The following is a 15,813-nucleotide window of genomic DNA, read 5'->3' on the forward strand; positions in this document are numbered from 1 at the left end:
CTCCCTGGCCAATTGCTCGAACGCCCCACTGGCTCCAACGTGTGAACGAATCACTTAGCGAGAAAGAGCTCGGCGCGCTCCGCCAATGCGTCAGCCGCGGCCGACCCTATGGCAATCAAGAATGGACCCAAGCCGAGGCCCAGCGTTCCGGCTTGAGTTACACCCTCCGCCCCCGCGGGCGGCCGCGTAAGAGTAGTTAGAGAAAAGACCCCCGTCCCCTTTTCTCTCTCCGAGTTCCGGGGATGCCACGAGGGTAAACTTTACCCCATCTTCGGTTCGGTAGAGATCGTGATGCCAGTCCTTGCCGACACGTCGCACCCAAAGCAGCATCGCGCCTTGCGAGTCCAAACCTTTCCCGACCGTGACGTCACCGTAACCAGGCGAATTGGCAATCACGGTTTCCTCGGTCCAGGTTTCACCCCCGTCGTTGGACGTACGCGCGTAAACAGCTCGAGCATCTTCGCCGATGGAGTGTCCCGATCCTCGGCTGTAAGTGCAAACCAGTTTTTCGCCGATCGCTTGAATCATCGGCCACGAATTGTAGCCACGGACATCTTGGACAACGTGCGACTTGGCAGCCGAAGCTTTCAACGGCGTCACTTTTACCAAGGCTAAGCCGGTCGGACGGGTAAATGTGTCTTCCGCCAGACCTGGTTCTCGCTGAATACGTACGATAAGCGGCGCATCTGGAACTACCTGATAAAACGACTCTAGCAAAATCGTCCGCGAGTATTTCGGAGCTGCGGGAAGTGCTGTTTGGACGGGCTTGCCAAGCTGGTAGCTGGAGGTGAACAGCTCGCCGTCGACCATTTGTGAAAGGTGTACCCGATATACGTCCGAGTATTTAGGGCTCGTTGCTTCGTCGGTCGAGGTTACAACGATCTCGACTTTCACCGCCGAATACTCGCTAGAAAAGCCGGGAACGACCCCCGATACCGATTGGCCCGGGGTACCGCCAGACAACGACCAGACGGGAATATGGGTCGAGATACTCGACATCTGCACCAAAGACGGATTACCTGTGGCAATCGAAAGGTCATTCGCACTTAAATAAACCGGAGTGCCTGACGCGCTTTCCTGGTCACCCGCGGTAACGTGGGAGACAAGGAATCCAAGGAACGCAGCAGATAAGAAAAGCGAGCGCATCATCACAGTCAACTTAGATTTAGGCGGGGGAGAGAAAACTTGTGACGGTCTTCTCTTAAATTAAGGGAGGGTTAGAGCGTTTCCAAGATAGCTGGTGCGTCGTCGGCGTTGGCGAGGCAAACTAGCCGATGCGGGATAGTGCCGCCGCAGCCAGGGGGGAACTGCTCTCGATTCTAGGCAAAACGACTCTACCATACCGAATGAGGAAATGTCAAAAAGGGCCCGCATCCAGAAAGGCGAGCCCTGTCTCTCGTTGCTCACGGTTGCGTATCACCGATCACTACGCTTTGTCGTTGGCAAACCCTGTCTTGCGGTAGTATCGCTTGTCTTTCGTGCTCTACAGACCAGCCCATCACCCTTACTTATAGGTGACTTCCACCGTTGGTTCAGGTAACTCGATAGACTTTGGCAGACCGGGGAAAATCTTATAGACTTTCTTTTCGGTTTCGGAGTTGTAGTCCATGTATTTCCACTGCTGAGTCCCTAGATCTCGCATTCCAATCAAGGCGCTGTTTTGCGCTATTGACATCTCGGGAGTCAGACAGACTGAGTGCATCTTTTGGATGACAAATTCGTGGCGATCCGTTCGATAAAATGTAGGTTGTCCGTTGACATCAAATACATCGTACGACATCTGTAGCTCGTGGAACTCTTGGAAGGCCTTCTCCATGCCGAAGTACGCGTCCGCTCTTCCACCCATATAGTTGACCACCCGAGGATGCGAAAATTCTATGAGGGCTTCGATGTCTTCGGACTTGGTCGCCTCTATTAAAGCAGCAACATCCGCCTGGACTATTTCGGTTTGTGTTTGGACAAAGTCTGCATCGGTGATGGCGTCAAATTCGATTTCCTTTTGGCAGCCAGACAGAAGGAGACTCACAGCAAGACAGGCAAACGCCAGCAGTCGGTTGGTATTCATGGAACTAGATCGCAACCATGGTCGAAGAGAAGTTTGAGAGGAACCTGAAGTCTAAGGGAAGCGTATAGGATAAGCGACCAGGTAGCCACAGGCTATAAGCGGCTCATGCATTAGGTATACACAAGATAGAAGGTCTCTTTCCGCAACCAAGCCCATTCATGAGCCGCTTGTCGGCGATGCCGACCCAGAGATAAATCTCTGGGCCACCCCGAAGGTATCGATCACGCTTTCGCGCATAAAGAAGCCTGGGACTTTCGGCCCAGGCGAATCTTATCTCTGTGAGCTTTGTGGCTAAATCTCTTTAGACCTCAGCGAACCCTGTCTTGCGGTTGTATAGCTTGTCTTTCGTGCTCCACAAACCGGCCGATGGCGTGGCGATGAAGAAGATCTCTTCGCCGTCCGGCATGGTGTTGAAGCCTTCTTGCATTTGGTCGATCGGGTAACGCTTCAAGGTTTCTTCGTAGTCGGCGTAGGCGAAGTTGACCTGTTCGACTTCGGCCTGATTCAAGTGACCCGGGGCGTAGCGAATGGTAAAGCGGTCTTCCGACGTGCCGTGCATCAGGTGAGCCGTGCCGTGGGCCAGGTCCTGCATGTCTTCGTTGTCTTTGTATAGCTCCAGAATCTTGGGCGTCGGCTGGTAGCCATACTTGCGAATCAGCGCGTCGACGTCAGGTTGTTCGCCGAATCGCTTCAAGCCTGGGGCGATGACCAGCAGTTCGCCGCCGTCGGCCAAAGCCATGCGGGTACGGTAGACGCTTTTGTTGGCGACCCAGGTGCTGAAGAACTCGTCGCCTTGCATGACGCAGACGATCTTCTTGATCGGCTTGTCGAAGACGGTGATGTTCTCGGCGCGTGATTGTTTGGCGGCGTTTAAGTAGGTATCGAGATCGTCACCGATGTGGATACCAGTGTGGACCAGTTCGCCGGCTTCGTTGCGTGCGAGAACAACCTGGACGTAGAAGTCTGGCAGGTCGCCTAGCAGTTCGTCTTCGGCTTTGTTGAAAACGGCCCGCACGGGCGTGATCAGATTGCCAAGGTTGTTCTCGATCCCGCAACTGGCCGCCATCATGTGCGACGTGCAGATCAGATCTTTACCACCCAGGCCGATGAAGTAGTTCTTGTTGTGGTTGGCAAAGCCGAGCACTTCGTGCGGGACGACGTGCCCGATGTTGATGATCAGGTCCCACTTCTCTTCCATCAGCATCTTGTTGAGCACGATGGGAATGTCCCAGTCGGCGGCCCCGTCGCTGATCTCTTTGACGAAGTCGGCCTTGATCTCGCCCACCTTCACGCAGCCATCGCGCCAGTCGTGCGCGTGGATGATGTCGTTGGGGATGTTGCCGAACATCTGCTTGTTCTGTTCAGGCGTGTGCGGCTCGTGCTGACCCAGGGTCGGAATGACGTGGATCTCGGCTTCGTCTTTAAGCTTTTCCCAGAAGTACTCGGTGATCCAACCAGCCCCAGAATGCATGCGGGTAATGTCAGGCGGTAGCAGTAGAACTCGCTTAGGAGTGCCACAGATCCGCTGGCGAGCTTCTTCAATCGCGCGGTCGAGAATGGCAAGCAACTCTGGTTTTTTGATTTCTTTTGCGGTTTCGGAAATCCAAGGCATGGCTGGGGTCAATCCAAACTGAAGGTGAATACGAGAGAAGCGTGAGATTTACTCGACGGTTCACGGGCGAACGGTCGAGCTTGGGAAGTCGGTACCTGGTTTGCCCCCTTGCCCTAGCCCTCTGCCCGGAGGGGCGAGGGGACCAAAATAGGGGAATGGGCGTGGTACCTGTGTTTATGTGTTTTAACGGGTAGCTTGGCGTCGCGCCAATTCCACCAATGTACGAACCGCAAAGCCGGTGGCTCCACCACTGCAATACGGCTTCGGTTTTTCAGCGAACGACGGACCGGCGATATCGATATGGGTCCACGGGGTTTCGTCGACGAATTCTTCCAGGAACTTGGCCGCCGTGATGGCTCCGCCCCAGCGACCATCGCCCACGTTTTTGATGTCTGCGATTTGGCTTTTTACCTGTTCGCCGAACTCGGCAAACATCGGCAGTTGCCACATCTTCTCGCCGGTGGTCATGCCTGCTTGTTCGATTTCTCGGCACCAGTCAGGCTCGTTGGTCATCAGGCCGGCGATGTCCATCCCCAACGCGACCACGCAAGCGCCGGTCAGCGTGGCCAGGTCGACAATTGCCATGGGCTTTTCGTCGAGGGCCACGTTCAGTACGTCGGCCAAGACCAGGCGTCCTTCGGCGTCGGTGTTCAAGACTTCGATGGTCTTGCCGCTGCGCGAAGTGAGGATGTCGCCCAGCTTGTAGCTGTCGCCGGAAACCATGTTCTCGACCAGGCCGCACAACGCGACCACGTTGACAGGCAGCTTCAACGCCGAGATCGCTTTGATTGCGCCCAGCACGGTGGCGGCACCGGCCATATCGGCTTTCATGGTGATCATGCCGTCCGATGGTTTCAGCGAGAGCCCGCCACTATCGAAGGTGACCCCTTTGCCGACCAATGCCAACGGTGGCTCGCCCTCTTTGCCGCCGTTGTAGCGAACGATGACCAGGCGAGGATCACGCACGCTGCCGCGAGCCACGGCCAAAAGGCTGCCGCAGTTTTCTTCGGTCAGCTTGGCTTTGTCCCAGACTTCGATGTTCAGGTCGTGGTTTTCAGCGACGACAGCCGCTTCTTCGGCGAAGGTGGCCGGGTAGATATCGTTGGCACAGCGATTGACCAGCGAGCGGGTCAGGTTGATCGCATTGCCCAGGGCGAAACCACGTTCGAGCACTTCTTCGGTGGCCGAATTCCAGACGATCTCGCGCGGGGGCGTTTGTTTCTTTTCTTTGCGATAAATGTCTTGACCATTCACGCCAACCAGCGCCCCGGCGATCGCTTGCTCCATGAGCTCGCTCGGCCAGAAGTCGTCTAAGTAGAACGCGGCCTTTTCGACCTTCTTGGCCGACAAGGCGACTGCGGCGGTGGCGGCCGCTTCGTAGGCACGATGTTGATTCAGGTCTTCCTTCTTGCCCAGGCCGATCACAAAAATGCGTGTGACGGCAAAGCCGCTGGGGGCCAGGATCGTGGTGACTTCGTTGGCCTTGCCCGTGATATCTTCCGATTCAAGCAAACGGGTAATGCTTCCGCCGATCAGGTTATCTAACTGGTTGGCAGGCGGCGAAAGGCCATCTTCGTAAGTGCCTACAACCAGGACATCTCCGGAGAAATCGGAGATCTTATGTTCGGTACCGGTAACCTTCATCGATTTCGTCTCTGCTCGGCGGATCGGGATATCAGCGGAAGCCCACTGGAAACGTTGCTATTGTATCGCTGAGAACGGTTTACTTACAGTGTGGAAAGCCATGCGGGGCCGGTGCAGCCCAAAATGGTGGGTGATATTCACGCCGAGGTTAACAATGGATCGCTTGCGAAGCCTGGTACTGCTTACTGTTTTTTCGGCCTTTTTGCCAACAATTGCCTGGGCTCAGTCACCACGGGTGATGGTAGAGCTGGCGTTTGTCTCCCGCATTCAGCAGCGGACAGATCAAACGCCGCTGAAGAATCAGTTCGAGACGATGCTTCCCCAGTCGAAACTGGCCGAAGAAGGTTTGGTGCCGTTTCTAGACGACTGGCTACGCGGCAAAGACCGCGATCTGCACGAGGTCGACCTGATGAAGTTGAAGATCCCGCTTGGCGAAGAAGTCGAGTTCGCCACACGGCATTCGTTGGCGACCAAGTTCACCGATCCGAAAAGTATGTTCGACGCCGCGGATATCCCCAAAATGCCTGGGGACGGGCTGCTGAGTGATGGCTTAGATGCGACCGTAAGGGCCGAGAAACTGCCCGATGGAAAGATTCGTGTTCGCTTCCGCTTTGGCAAACTGATGCCGCCGACAATGGAAAAAGATGAATCCAGCGACAAGCCTGACGCGCCCCAGGTTCCTGGGCAACACCGGCAATGGATAAACTCGGGTAACGATTTAACCCCGCAGCAAACGGCGGTGCTGGGAGGCCTTTTGCAAAGCGTGCGGAAGGACGGGAAGAACGTGACGCGCGAATTGACCATCCTCGTCCGCGTGCACCTGGCCGACCCGACGCCGTTTCCGATTGATTAGTTGCATGGCATTCTTGCAGGGGGGTAGAATCAAGCTCGCGCGAGTTGTTTTGCCTGCATCAGGAGCCCCCCCATGTCTCTTCGGCGTCTTTTCGTTTTCCTTTCTCTTGTCGCGTTCTCGTTCGCGACCAACGGATTCTCTCAGGAACCGGAAGAGAACACCCCGGCTACCGAAAAGCCGACGCCGAGCGGTCCTCATGCGGAATACTTCGCAACGCTCGACACCGACGGCAACGGTGAAATCTCTGGCGAAGAAGTCATCCGCTTGCCTGAGTTGTTGAAACGATCTTACGTAAGCGGGCAAAATCCACGGCAGGTCGTGATCGATTTCGAGGAGTTCCACAATGACATGGAGCGTTATGCACGGAGATTGATCGAAGACCGCGAGCGTGTTCGCCTTGAGAGCGAAGCCAAGAAGGACCAATTCGAGCGAGATCTGGCATTCGCCCGCTACCGTAAGTCGCTGGTTGCCGCAGATCCTGATCCTTCCGTCGAGAAGACTGGGTCTGAGCAAGAGTCGATCACCCTCGAGACGAGCCCGCACGCGGATTACTTCCGTCACTTCGACAAGAACAACGACGGTGTGCTCGATGGAGACGAGAAGGGGAGTCTGCCTCAGACGATGATTCAATATCTGGATGATCATTTCCCCGACGCTTGGCGGACGAATCAAATCACCATTCGCGAATTCCACGATCATTGGGAATCTGAGCAGAAGAGTTGGAAGCGTCGCCAAGAGATGACAAGCAAAAACGAGCGTTACGAAAACTACCGCACGAAACTTTTGTTGGGAGATAAGGTCGCTGCCGAAGCGGCCCGTCATCGAGCGGCTGAGAAGAACACGCCCCCCAAAAAAGAAGCGCCCCCCAAAGCGGAGCCTGAAAACGAGGCGGTGAAAAGCATGACGGTCGAGATCGTCATGCTACGGCGAACCAGCGGCGAGTTGCCTGGCCGGACGTTGGCCAGCGAAGTGCTGGAAGTGCTGGGCAACGACGGACCATCCCTTTCGGCCCGGCTGTTGGCATGGTTGGCTGATCCCAACAGCAAGCAGGTCGAACTGCTTGACTATATCCAAGGCCAGTCGGTCGAAGGGCAACGAATGAGCATCGAACGCGGAGGACGCGAGCCGTACTTTGCCGGCACGACGTCGTCGCGTCGCGGAGGCAATGGCGTATCGTACAGCACGCAAGAGATGGGGACCGTGGCAACGGTTGATCCGGTCGTATTCAAGGAAACCGACCAGGTAGGCCTTGCCGTTCGTTTCGAGAAGTCGTACCTCGATCCGCCTCCCGATAAAATTATAGAAACGACCGAGCAACCGGAAGGCTCCAGAGAAGAAGCGGAAACCGCAGACGAGCCAAACGACGCACGATCAGGCAGTTCGCCCAGGACAAGCCGATTGGCGATGCCACCACCGATCCATCGAGTTCCGCCCCCGGCACTCACCAAGATGAATGCTGAAGGAATGTTGATCCTCCCGGCCGGGAAAGCAGGCGTGTTAACGGAGGTCGCTAAACAGCGTGGCGAAAGCTTCGAGGAAGTCGTGATTTTGGTTCAATGGAACTGAAAGGGTGAAAACCGTCACCACGTTAGATTCGTCCTTACTGATGAACACTTCCACCTGCTTGTCTTGTCGAAAGGATCATCATGTTGTGCCGTCTGACCGCTTTTCTATTGGCTTTTTCACTTACTGGAGTCGCCGCGGCGCAAACTGCCAAGCCGGCCAATCCCATTAAAATCGGTTTGGAGGTGATGGTGGTAACCGTCGCTGTCGATGCGCAGCAAGGTCGTATTGAAGCCGACCTGATCCGCGATATTACCTCGGCGGTGAAGTCGAATGAGTCGGAGCCGTGGAGCACGCTACAAAGTGCCGTCGATCGGATGCTTCCCAAACAAAAGGATTCGGTCGCCGCCGCCGTCGATGCTTACGCGCTGCATACGTTCCCAGATTTGGAGCAACGCGTAAATTTCGCCACGGTATTTGCAGGCGGCCAGGATCCCCGCCGTGGCGGTGGGATGCAGCATTCGGCCCAAACCAAAGTGACCGCCACCCCTTGGGTATTGGACGAAGAACGCTTCGGGCTTGGCGTAACGGTCCTCAGCGAAGTGCCGGTGATGCTCGCCGGTATCCACTCCCCGCGCGAACGCGAACAAACCGAGATGACCTCGAACACGTTGGTCAACAACAACGAGGCCAGCGTGATCCTATCGCGCAGTCACACTGACGCGCACGGGCGAACATTGCTTTTGGTGATTGTTCGGGTGTCTCGCTGAGCAAGTAAGAGTGGGGTTTTTCTAACAATCCTACGCAGCTTTCGGTAGTTATGCAGAACTGTTTGCAGGGGCGTCTGCATGGGGGGTAAGATAGGGTCGCGCTTATTGGGTCCCCTTCCGTTCGTAGGAGTTCAGTTGCGATGCCGGTACCACGTTTTATTTCGATTGCTGTTATAGGAATGTGCTGGATTGCCTGCCAGGCGTACGCACAAGATGACGATGCGCAGGACGAACCGAAGAGCACCAGCCCTCACACCGAATTCTTCCGCACGTTCGATACCAATGGCGATGGTGTCATCTCTGGAGAAGAAGGACGAAAACTCCCTCCCTCGATGAGGCAAACCTTCTTTGGTTTGGTATCAAACGGCGCTCTTACTTATACGTTTGAAGGGAATTCTGTTTCCCAGGATGCCTTTCACGAGTTTATCGAAGACCTTCATCAACAACAAAAGCAAGAAGAAGCGAAACGTCGCAATTTCGAGGAAGATCGCAGCCGAAAAAGGGTCTTAGAAGGGTATCTAAATTCGCTGCTGCCCAACAAGAACACTTCCCCCAAAGAGAAAATTAAAGTCAAGGAAGTGACCCTTGAGTCGAGTCCACATGCCGAGTACTTCCAGCATCTCGATTCAGACGGAAATGGGATCTTGGAAGGAGAGGAAAAAGAAAAGTTGCCAGGTGCGTTGAGAGTGGAATTGACCCGGATGTTCCCCGAAGTATGGGCGGAGGATCAAATCACGATTCAAGAGTTCCATACCTATTGGGAACAGGAAAGGGAACGTTGGGAACAATCTCAGATACGGGGACGAGAGAGCAAACGCTTTAGCGATTATCAAAGGTGGAACCTACTCAAACGCGACCAGCCGTCTCCTTTTGCCGAAGCGGCTCAGGAGCCTAAAGAGGAACCGAAGACCGAATCTGCAGTGATCGAAAAACCAAAAGCGGTTGCTCGTCCGGTGGTCAAAAACGAATCGCCTGACGTAAAAGTTGCCGCTCCGGTGACATTCGAGGTCGTGGCTATCCGCCGGGTCAGCAGCAGCCTACCCCAGCGAACATTGGCGGATGAGGCTGTAAGTGTCGCCAGCGCCGAGGGGCCGAGCTTGGCTGCGAAGTTGATGCCCTGGATTGCGGATGCCGACAGTGGCGGTATCGAAATGCTCAACTATTTTAAGGCCCGGGCGATGCCTGATTCTTCGATACATCTGCAGCAGGGCACTCGGGCGCCGATCGTTCAGTCGACTTCATCGCGTGGTAATAATTACCAACTGGTAAGCCTGGGAACCGTGGTGACCATCAACCCCAAGCGAAATGAAGATGGTGCGCTGTTGGCCAGTATTCAGTTCGAGAAGTCGGAGTTACGCCCCAGCGTCGCCGAGCCTATGGTGGAAGAGGAAATGGTCAAAAGAGCCGACGATGCCCCCGCCCGATACGTCCCGGGGGACAGTAAGCCGGTCGAACCCCCAAGCATCGGTACGATTAACTTACAGCCACTGATGAACTTGAAACCGACAGTGCCTGAGTTGTTGGGGGAACTGGCCGAGAAGACCGAGGCAGGCTTCGAAGAGACAGTGATTCTCGTCATGTTTCACGAGTAGCCCGATCGATTTTTTCGATTCAAGATAAGCAGGCTCGAAAGCCACTCAGGCCCGTGCGACAATATGCCGCACGGGCTTCTGCGTTCCGGGCCGGTAAAGTAGTAGAAGAGCTACTCACTCGATTGACAACGTGAATGAGGTATCTTCGCGACGATGGAAGTCTATCCGGTCAATCAATATGACCCGCTGATGCCAGGGATATTAATGGCAGCGGTGGCCGTGGTGCATGTGTTTCTCGCTCAGTTTGCAGTGGGCGGGGGGATGCTGCTCTGTTATTTCCAGTGGCTGGCGATGACCGGCCGAAGCGCCAATGCTCGGCTGTTTGTGCATGGGTATTTTAAGTGGCTCGTGCTGATTAGCTTTGTGGCCGGGGCGGTCACGGGGGTTGGCATTTGGTTCACGGCCATTCAGGTCAGCGCGCCGACGATCGGCCAGATGATTTACAACTTTCATTGGACCTGGGCGACCGAGTACCTTTTCTTCATTTTAGAGATCTTCGCCGGGTACCTCTTCTATCGGTATCACCAAAATATTAACGACGCGGCCTGTTTGAAGCTGCTGGGGATGTACGCGTTTGCAGCCTGGATGAGCCTGTTTTTGATCAACGGCATCATCAGCTGGCAGCTTACGCCGGGCGGGTGGATTGAAGACCATTCGATCGTCGCCGGGTTTTTCAATCCGACGTTTTGGCCGAGCTTGTTCTTCCGTACAATCGTCGCGTTAACGCTGGCCGGACTGGTGGCGTGCATTGTGGTGAACACCATGTCGAAGCTGCAGCAGGAAGAGAAACGCTCGCTGATAAACTACGCTTCGCACTTGTTGGTGCCGATGGTCTTGATGCCGTTTCTCGGCGCGTGGTTTATGCTGGCCATGCCGGAAGACAGCCGCGGCTGGATCACCGGCGGCAGTGCGGCGATGACCTTGTTTTTGAACATTGCGGTGGGGGCCTCGGTGGCGATCGGCGGTTACGCGGTGATCGGCATGTTCTGGCAGAAGCTGTATATCAATGGGGCGACGGCTACGCTGCTGTTGATGCTGGCTTTCGGGGCGACGGCCGGTGGCGAGTTCGTGCGAGAAGGTTCGCGAAAGCCATACTCGATTCGCTATTGGATGTACTCCAACGGCATCTATCCTGACGAGGTCGCCCAGATGCGTATCGATGGTTGCCTGGCCAACGACCCGTACCCGCTGACCGAGGGAACGAAGGTCGCCGGCGAGATCACAACCCGCGGCGCGAAAGTGTTTCGTCGGCAGTGTGCGGTGTGCCATACGGTGGTCGGCATCAACGGCGTCGCCGACTTGACCAAAACCTGGGATGCCGATCAGATGCGGATGAATATCGCCAAGCTGCAACACACTAAACCATTCATGCCGCCGTTCGCTGGCACCGCCGAAGAGTTGGAATCGTTGGTTCGATACTTGAAATGGGTCGAGCACGGCGATGACGACGCGGCGGAAGCTCCGCTGGAGGAAGAAGCCTTGGCCAACATTCAGAAATGGTTAGACGCCGCCGGTACCCAACCGGTTTCAGGACTGCATAAACGCTCGGACTTTGTCGTGAAGGGAGACCGTTAAGATGCCGTTTCCCTTCGACCTACCGCTGACGTCGCTGACGTATATGCTGCTGTACCTACTGACCTTCGTCACGCATCATCTTTCCATGCACTTTGTCGTGGCCGGCTGCCTGACGATTGTGGGGGCCAGCATTTGGTATCGTACGGATAACGACGCCCTGTTGGCCAACCCGGTGATTCGGGTGCTGCGCGATTGGATGCCGTTTGGCCTGAGTGCCGCGATCACCTTTGGCGTGGCTCCGCTGCTGTTCGTGCAGATCCTCGAGCCGCTCAACTTTTACACGGCCAATTTGCTGCTGGGCTGGCGATGGATGGTGGTCATTCCGACGCTGATCGCCGCGTTTTACCTGCTGTATGTGCTCAAGAGTAGTTGGTTTGAACGGCTGTCCTGGTGGCAACGGGCCCTGGTCGCAGGGGTAAATGCGGGTCTGTTTGTGTTCATCGGTTTTTGCTGGACAGCGAACCACTTGGTATCGAGTCAAGTGGAAGCCTGGCCAGAAACGTTTGCGACCGGCGTACTGCCGCTGGTCGCAGGGCAGGTCGTTTCCCGCTCGTTGGTCTGGATGAGCGTGGCCTTCGTCAGTATGGCTTCGATCGTCACGGCACAGCTGGCCTATCTGCGCGAAGGAACAGCAACCGACGAAGACTTGCCAACGGTCGGTTGGCTTCGCTGGTTCGCGCTGGTCGGCCTGGGGGGATTTGCTGTGACCTCGCTCGTCGCTATCGGCGTTTCGACCCCTGGTTTTGCCGCCGTGAATAGCGGTTCGGGCTATCTTTGGCTGGGACTGGGTGTCGTGTTATGGGGCGGCCAGATCGTGCTGTGGCATTCGGAAGAGATGGCCGTCAGTCGCCGCTGGATTGTGGCGCGATTGGCGCTTCTGGCTGGGATGTTGTTTTGCGGATCGGTCATTCGCGAATTGATCCGCGTCGCGTCGATCGACTTCGCCGCAATGATCCCCAAGCACGAAGCCGCGGGCGAGGTGCAAGGGTTCAGCCTGTTTCTCGTCACGGCCGTCATTGTGATAGGCCTGATGTCGCTGAGCGTGTGGTGGGTGCGGCAAGCGTACCAGGCAGACGAAGACGCAAGCGAACCGGCGTCAGAGGACGCTTAGCGAAAGGCCATCCATTGACGCAGACGGCGCGTGGCCAGGATGGGGGCTTCCAACTGTTTCCGCCATGGGGAACGGCGGATGGCTTGATTCAGTTTGTTCCAACTGGCCAGGAGGGTTGGCATGGCGAAACGAAAGTCGATTCCGCCTTCTAAAAGAGGAATGACACCGGTCGAGAATTCGTACTTGTAGCGTTCTTCTCCTTTGCCGAAGTCAATCCGTTGGATCCCATGCTGAGCGGCAGCAGATGCCAGTTCCAACAGAAGCACCAATCCGGGTGAGTAGTTTTGCAAGTCTCGGTTGTAGGCCGGGAACCAGATCTGCATCGCGCTGGAACTTGCGATCCCCAGGTGGACGGCCGCCAATTGATCGCCGGCCCACAGGGCCGATAGTGGAGCCGAGAACTCTGGGCCTTTCTCTGACCGAATCGATTGGAGTAGATCGTGCACCCAGTCGTAGCGAAAAATATTAAGCGAGTTGGTTCGCTCGTATTGCTCTGACTTCCACTTTACCAGTGCAGCCCAGGCCTCAGGCTCGTTGGTATCGTATTCAAACCGCAGCGGTCCGATTTCTCGGGCCAACTTACGCTGCTTGCGCTGAGTTTGCTTGATAGCGGAAGAACCACGCTCGCGAAGTTTTTCGGCATAAACATCGAAGCCGCCAGAGAGGTCCATAAAGGGAGACTCGGAACGAGCCCAGGCAAACGGTTCGAGTTCGGTACGCCAGATCGGGGCGTGATCGAACCGCCACGAGCGAATGCCACACGCTTTGACAATTTCGGCCGGATCGAGCGCAAAGTCCTGTGGCACGATCATGCCGTGGAATTCGGACAGACGACCGGTGATCGAGCCGACGCAGTGGTCGTCACCTCGTTCATACGGAAAGAAAGCCTGGGGCTGGCCGTTTTCCGAGACGATGGCAACTTCCACGTCATCGCGTACGCGGGCCACGGCCTGGGTAAGTTCCGGACGGTAGTAGCCGCTGTCGAGCGTAGGATTGCCCGCTAGGATTGATTTCCAGGCATCGAGGTCGTCTGGCGTCAGGGCATTTCCAGCGCGGAGCTGAACATTCATGGGGCGCGATCGCTGAGGCATTCGGTGGGTAACCACCGTGTCGAGTGGGGTCTTGGGGTTAGCTCCATACTAATTAGTGACCGTGGCGCAGCAAAAAATCCCGGCCGTAAACGACCGGGATTTTTGATTTTCGATGAAGTCGGCTAATCGTTTTAAACGTTAAAACCGTACTTTTCGTTATGCGGATCGAAGTCAGCATCGGTGAAACCGTTGTTGAGCTTCAGGTTCATGTAGGTGTACTCTTCGAGCATGGGTGGTTCGGCCCCTTGCTGCTTAGGCCAATCCCACGAAGCGAAGCGAATCGGCACTTGCAGTTCGTCGTCGATAAAGACGTGAGCCTTGTGGAAGCGGAAGTTCTGGCGGGGAACTGGGTGAACCACTTCGATCACGGTGCAAATGCGACCGTTGATCTTGGCACCGTTGTAGAACTTCACTTCGCATTCGCCGTACTGCATATCTTTGTTGGCGACTTCGATCAGACGTACGATCAGGTTTTTGATCCCGATGTCGGTGATCGGATATCGCTGACCACGCATGGCCAGGGTGCCGTTAGGATCGAGCGAAACGGTCACGTGCTTGAGCAGCGCGCCCCCTTCGTGAGCCATCAGGTTGCCGTTGTTGTGCCCTTTGACGTACAGCACTTCGCGGCCCTTCACGCTCGAAGGTTTCAGGAAGTACATGTAAACGCTGAACGGTGCCGATACGTTGCCGCGCTGATCGACCTGCTCGTTGCGGATCTTGGTGTACATGAACTCTTGATCGCCGAGCTTGCCGTTGATCTGTTCACGCTTGACCAGGGTGCATTCGTAATCACGAATGTGGGCGTTGATGTTCTGCAGGCCACGCTCGGCCATTTCCAGGGCCGGGGTCAGCGGATGCTGAGCAGCTACCTGTTGAGCTTGTTGAGCGGGTCCGCTGCTACGGTTGGAAACGCGATAAACGGGCTCACGCAGTCCCTTACGTTGATCCTCACCGTAAGTCGCCCGGGTCAGCCCGCAGGCTAAAGCCGTACCGCCGGCCAACAGCGTACGACGCGATATGAGGGACTTGGCCATGATCAATCTCCGTTAATATTCCGGTCTGTATAGTTCTCGCCATCCGTGCGAGTAAAATTTCGTCACGCCGGATTCGATGCATGCGAAGAGGCGGCGTTTGCTAGCAATTCGGTTCGCCAACATGAGCGAAAGAAAGCTCTATAGCGTCTTATCGCAATGTTGGTGCCCGCAAGATGAATACCTTCCCAACGAGCGTCAAAGTTTTACAGATTACCATGATCTCGTCAGATCGTTTATCATGCGCATTCACTGTATCTAATTTTGTCCGCAAAGTGGAGTGCGATCTTCCGCCAATGGCTGAGATCAATTTTTTACGCATCGTCAGCATGCCCTTCGACGAAAATACGTATGTCCTTTATCGAGAAGGACTTGCAGCGTGCGTCGTGGTCGATCCGGGCTTAGAGCCCGAAAAAATTGTGGAAGTACTTGAGGAGCGAAAACTTCAGGTTGTCGCCATTCTCAACACCCATGGGCACAGCGACCACATTGCTGGCAACGGCACCATGAAGCAACTTTACCCGGATGCCCCTCTAGTGATTGGTCATGAAGATGCCGAAAAACTGACCGATCCGGAAAAGAATTTGAGTGCCCCCTTTGGGCTCGCCCTGATTAGTCCTAAGGAAGATCTCACCGTAAAGGGGGGCGACGTTTACGCCGCCGCAGAGATTGAATTCGAGGTTCGTGAAACGCCGGGGCACAGTAAAGGGCACGTCGTTTTTGTCATGAAAGATGGCCCGCGGACAATTGTCTTGGGCGGAGATGTCCTCTTCAAACAAAGTGTCGGGCGATCTGATTTTCCGGACGGTAGCTTTGCCGATTTGAAGCGATCGATCGAAGAAGAGTTATTCACGCTGCCCAAAGACACGATCGTCCTGCCGGGGCACGGGCCGACTACCACCGTGGGTGATGAAATTGAAGATAACCCATTCGTGGGGAAACCGGCTGGGTACCAAAGGTAGCTGG

The 15,813-nt window shown here is 55.6% G+C and carries 13 protein-coding genes; 7 read left to right on the forward strand and 6 right to left on the reverse strand.

What is annotated here, in order from left to right; genetic code table 11:
- Positions 1-90 precede the first annotated feature (90 nt).
- The 4 genes from HOV93_RS21665 to HOV93_RS21680 all read right to left on the reverse strand — a co-directional run bounded on the left by HOV93_RS21665 (position 91) and on the right by HOV93_RS21680 (position 5,321).
- A complete protein-coding gene (locus HOV93_RS21665; RefSeq protein WP_235990783.1) occupies positions 91-1,149 on the reverse strand; it encodes a hypothetical protein in 1,059 nt (352 codons plus the stop codon).
- 355 nt (positions 1,150-1,504) lie between these two features.
- Positions 1,505-2,065: a hypothetical protein gene (locus tag HOV93_RS21670; RefSeq protein ID WP_207398645.1), complete on the reverse strand. Its 561-nt coding sequence runs from the start codon at positions 2,063-2,065 to the stop codon at positions 1,505-1,507.
- Positions 2,066-2,366: 301 nt separating this feature from the next.
- Entirely contained in the window at positions 2,367-3,677 is a 1,311-nt protein-coding gene (locus HOV93_RS21675; protein ID WP_207398646.1) for a lactate racemase domain-containing protein, read from the reverse strand.
- 183 nt (positions 3,678-3,860) lie between these two features.
- On the reverse strand, positions 3,861-5,321 hold the full coding sequence (locus HOV93_RS21680; RefSeq protein WP_207398647.1) for a leucyl aminopeptidase: 1,461 nt from the start codon (positions 5,319-5,321) through the stop codon (positions 3,861-3,863).
- A 154-nt stretch (positions 5,322-5,475) separates the two neighbouring features.
- Between HOV93_RS21680 and HOV93_RS21685 the strand changes: the two genes are divergently transcribed.
- From HOV93_RS21685 to HOV93_RS21710, 6 genes are all read left to right on the forward strand, one after another.
- Entirely contained in the window at positions 5,476-6,174 is a 699-nt protein-coding gene (locus HOV93_RS21685; protein WP_207398648.1) for a hypothetical protein, read from the forward strand.
- 72 nt (positions 6,175-6,246) lie between these two features.
- Positions 6,247-7,740: a hypothetical protein gene (locus tag HOV93_RS21690; protein WP_207398649.1), complete on the forward strand. Its 1,494-nt coding sequence runs from the start codon at positions 6,247-6,249 to the stop codon at positions 7,738-7,740.
- An 80-nt stretch (positions 7,741-7,820) separates the two neighbouring features.
- Positions 7,821-8,447 (forward strand): hypothetical protein, encoded by a 627-nt coding sequence (locus tag HOV93_RS21695; protein ID WP_207398650.1) that lies wholly within the window; start codon positions 7,821-7,823, stop codon positions 8,445-8,447.
- A 140-nt stretch (positions 8,448-8,587) separates the two neighbouring features.
- On the forward strand, positions 8,588-10,039 hold the full coding sequence (locus HOV93_RS21700) for an EF-hand domain-containing protein (protein ID WP_207398651.1): 1,452 nt from the start codon (positions 8,588-8,590) through the stop codon (positions 10,037-10,039).
- Positions 10,040-10,192: 153 nt separating this feature from the next.
- On the forward strand, positions 10,193-11,614 hold the full coding sequence (locus HOV93_RS21705) for a c-type cytochrome (protein ID WP_207398652.1): 1,422 nt from the start codon (positions 10,193-10,195) through the stop codon (positions 11,612-11,614).
- Position 11,615: 1 nt separating this feature from the next.
- Positions 11,616-12,725, forward strand: coding sequence for a hypothetical protein (locus tag HOV93_RS21710; RefSeq protein WP_207398653.1), 1,110 nt, complete (start codon positions 11,616-11,618; stop codon positions 12,723-12,725).
- On the opposite strand, the gene HOV93_RS21715 is transcribed toward HOV93_RS21710, so the two are convergent.
- Both HOV93_RS21715 and HOV93_RS21720 read right to left on the reverse strand, forming a co-directional pair.
- Complete coding sequence (locus tag HOV93_RS21715) at positions 12,722-13,795, reverse strand: GNAT family N-acetyltransferase (RefSeq protein WP_207398654.1); 1,074 nt, start codon at positions 13,793-13,795, stop codon at positions 12,722-12,724. The two genes, HOV93_RS21710 and HOV93_RS21715, sit on opposite strands and share 4 nt — an antisense overlap.
- A 152-nt stretch (positions 13,796-13,947) precedes the next feature.
- Complete coding sequence (locus HOV93_RS21720) at positions 13,948-14,850, reverse strand: DUF1571 domain-containing protein (protein WP_207398655.1); 903 nt, start codon at positions 14,848-14,850, stop codon at positions 13,948-13,950.
- Positions 14,851-15,143: 293 nt separating this feature from the next.
- Here HOV93_RS21720 and HOV93_RS21725 point away from each other — a divergent pair, with 293 nt between their 5' ends.
- Positions 15,144-15,809, forward strand: coding sequence for an MBL fold metallo-hydrolase (locus HOV93_RS21725; RefSeq protein ID WP_207398656.1), 666 nt, complete (start codon positions 15,144-15,146; stop codon positions 15,807-15,809).
- Positions 15,810-15,813: the final 4 nt, after the last annotated feature.

Origin of the sequence: Bremerella alba, assembly GCF_013618625.1 — a bacterium.
In the GTDB taxonomy this organism is placed as follows: Bacteria; Planctomycetota; Planctomycetia; order Pirellulales; family Pirellulaceae; genus Bremerella; species Bremerella alba.

Coding starts and splice junctions, on each gene's coding strand:
- HOV93_RS21665 (WP_235990783.1), bottom strand. CDS start 1,149: ATGATGCGCTCGCTTTTCTTATCTGCTGCGTTCCTTGGATTCCTTGTC.
- HOV93_RS21670 (WP_207398645.1), bottom strand. CDS start 2,065: ATGAATACCAACCGACTGCTGGCGTTTGCCTGTCTTGCTGTGAGTCTC.
- HOV93_RS21675 (WP_207398646.1), bottom strand. CDS start 3,677: ATGCCTTGGATTTCCGAAACCGCAAAAGAAATCAAAAAACCAGAGTTG.
- HOV93_RS21680 (WP_207398647.1), bottom strand. CDS start 5,321: ATGAAGGTTACCGGTACCGAACATAAGATCTCCGATTTCTCCGGAGAT.
- HOV93_RS21685 (WP_207398648.1), top strand. CDS start 5,476: ATGGATCGCTTGCGAAGCCTGGTACTGCTTACTGTTTTTTCGGCCTTT.
- HOV93_RS21690 (WP_207398649.1), top strand. CDS start 6,247: ATGTCTCTTCGGCGTCTTTTCGTTTTCCTTTCTCTTGTCGCGTTCTCG.
- HOV93_RS21695 (WP_207398650.1), top strand. CDS start 7,821: ATGTTGTGCCGTCTGACCGCTTTTCTATTGGCTTTTTCACTTACTGGA.
- HOV93_RS21700 (WP_207398651.1), top strand. CDS start 8,588: ATGCCGGTACCACGTTTTATTTCGATTGCTGTTATAGGAATGTGCTGG.
- HOV93_RS21705 (WP_207398652.1), top strand. CDS start 10,193: ATGGAAGTCTATCCGGTCAATCAATATGACCCGCTGATGCCAGGGATA.
- HOV93_RS21710 (WP_207398653.1), top strand. CDS start 11,616: ATGCCGTTTCCCTTCGACCTACCGCTGACGTCGCTGACGTATATGCTG.
- HOV93_RS21715 (WP_207398654.1), bottom strand. CDS start 13,795: ATGAATGTTCAGCTCCGCGCTGGAAATGCCCTGACGCCAGACGACCTC.
- HOV93_RS21720 (WP_207398655.1), bottom strand. CDS start 14,850: ATGGCCAAGTCCCTCATATCGCGTCGTACGCTGTTGGCCGGCGGTACG.
- HOV93_RS21725 (WP_207398656.1), top strand. CDS start 15,144: ATGGCTGAGATCAATTTTTTACGCATCGTCAGCATGCCCTTCGACGAA.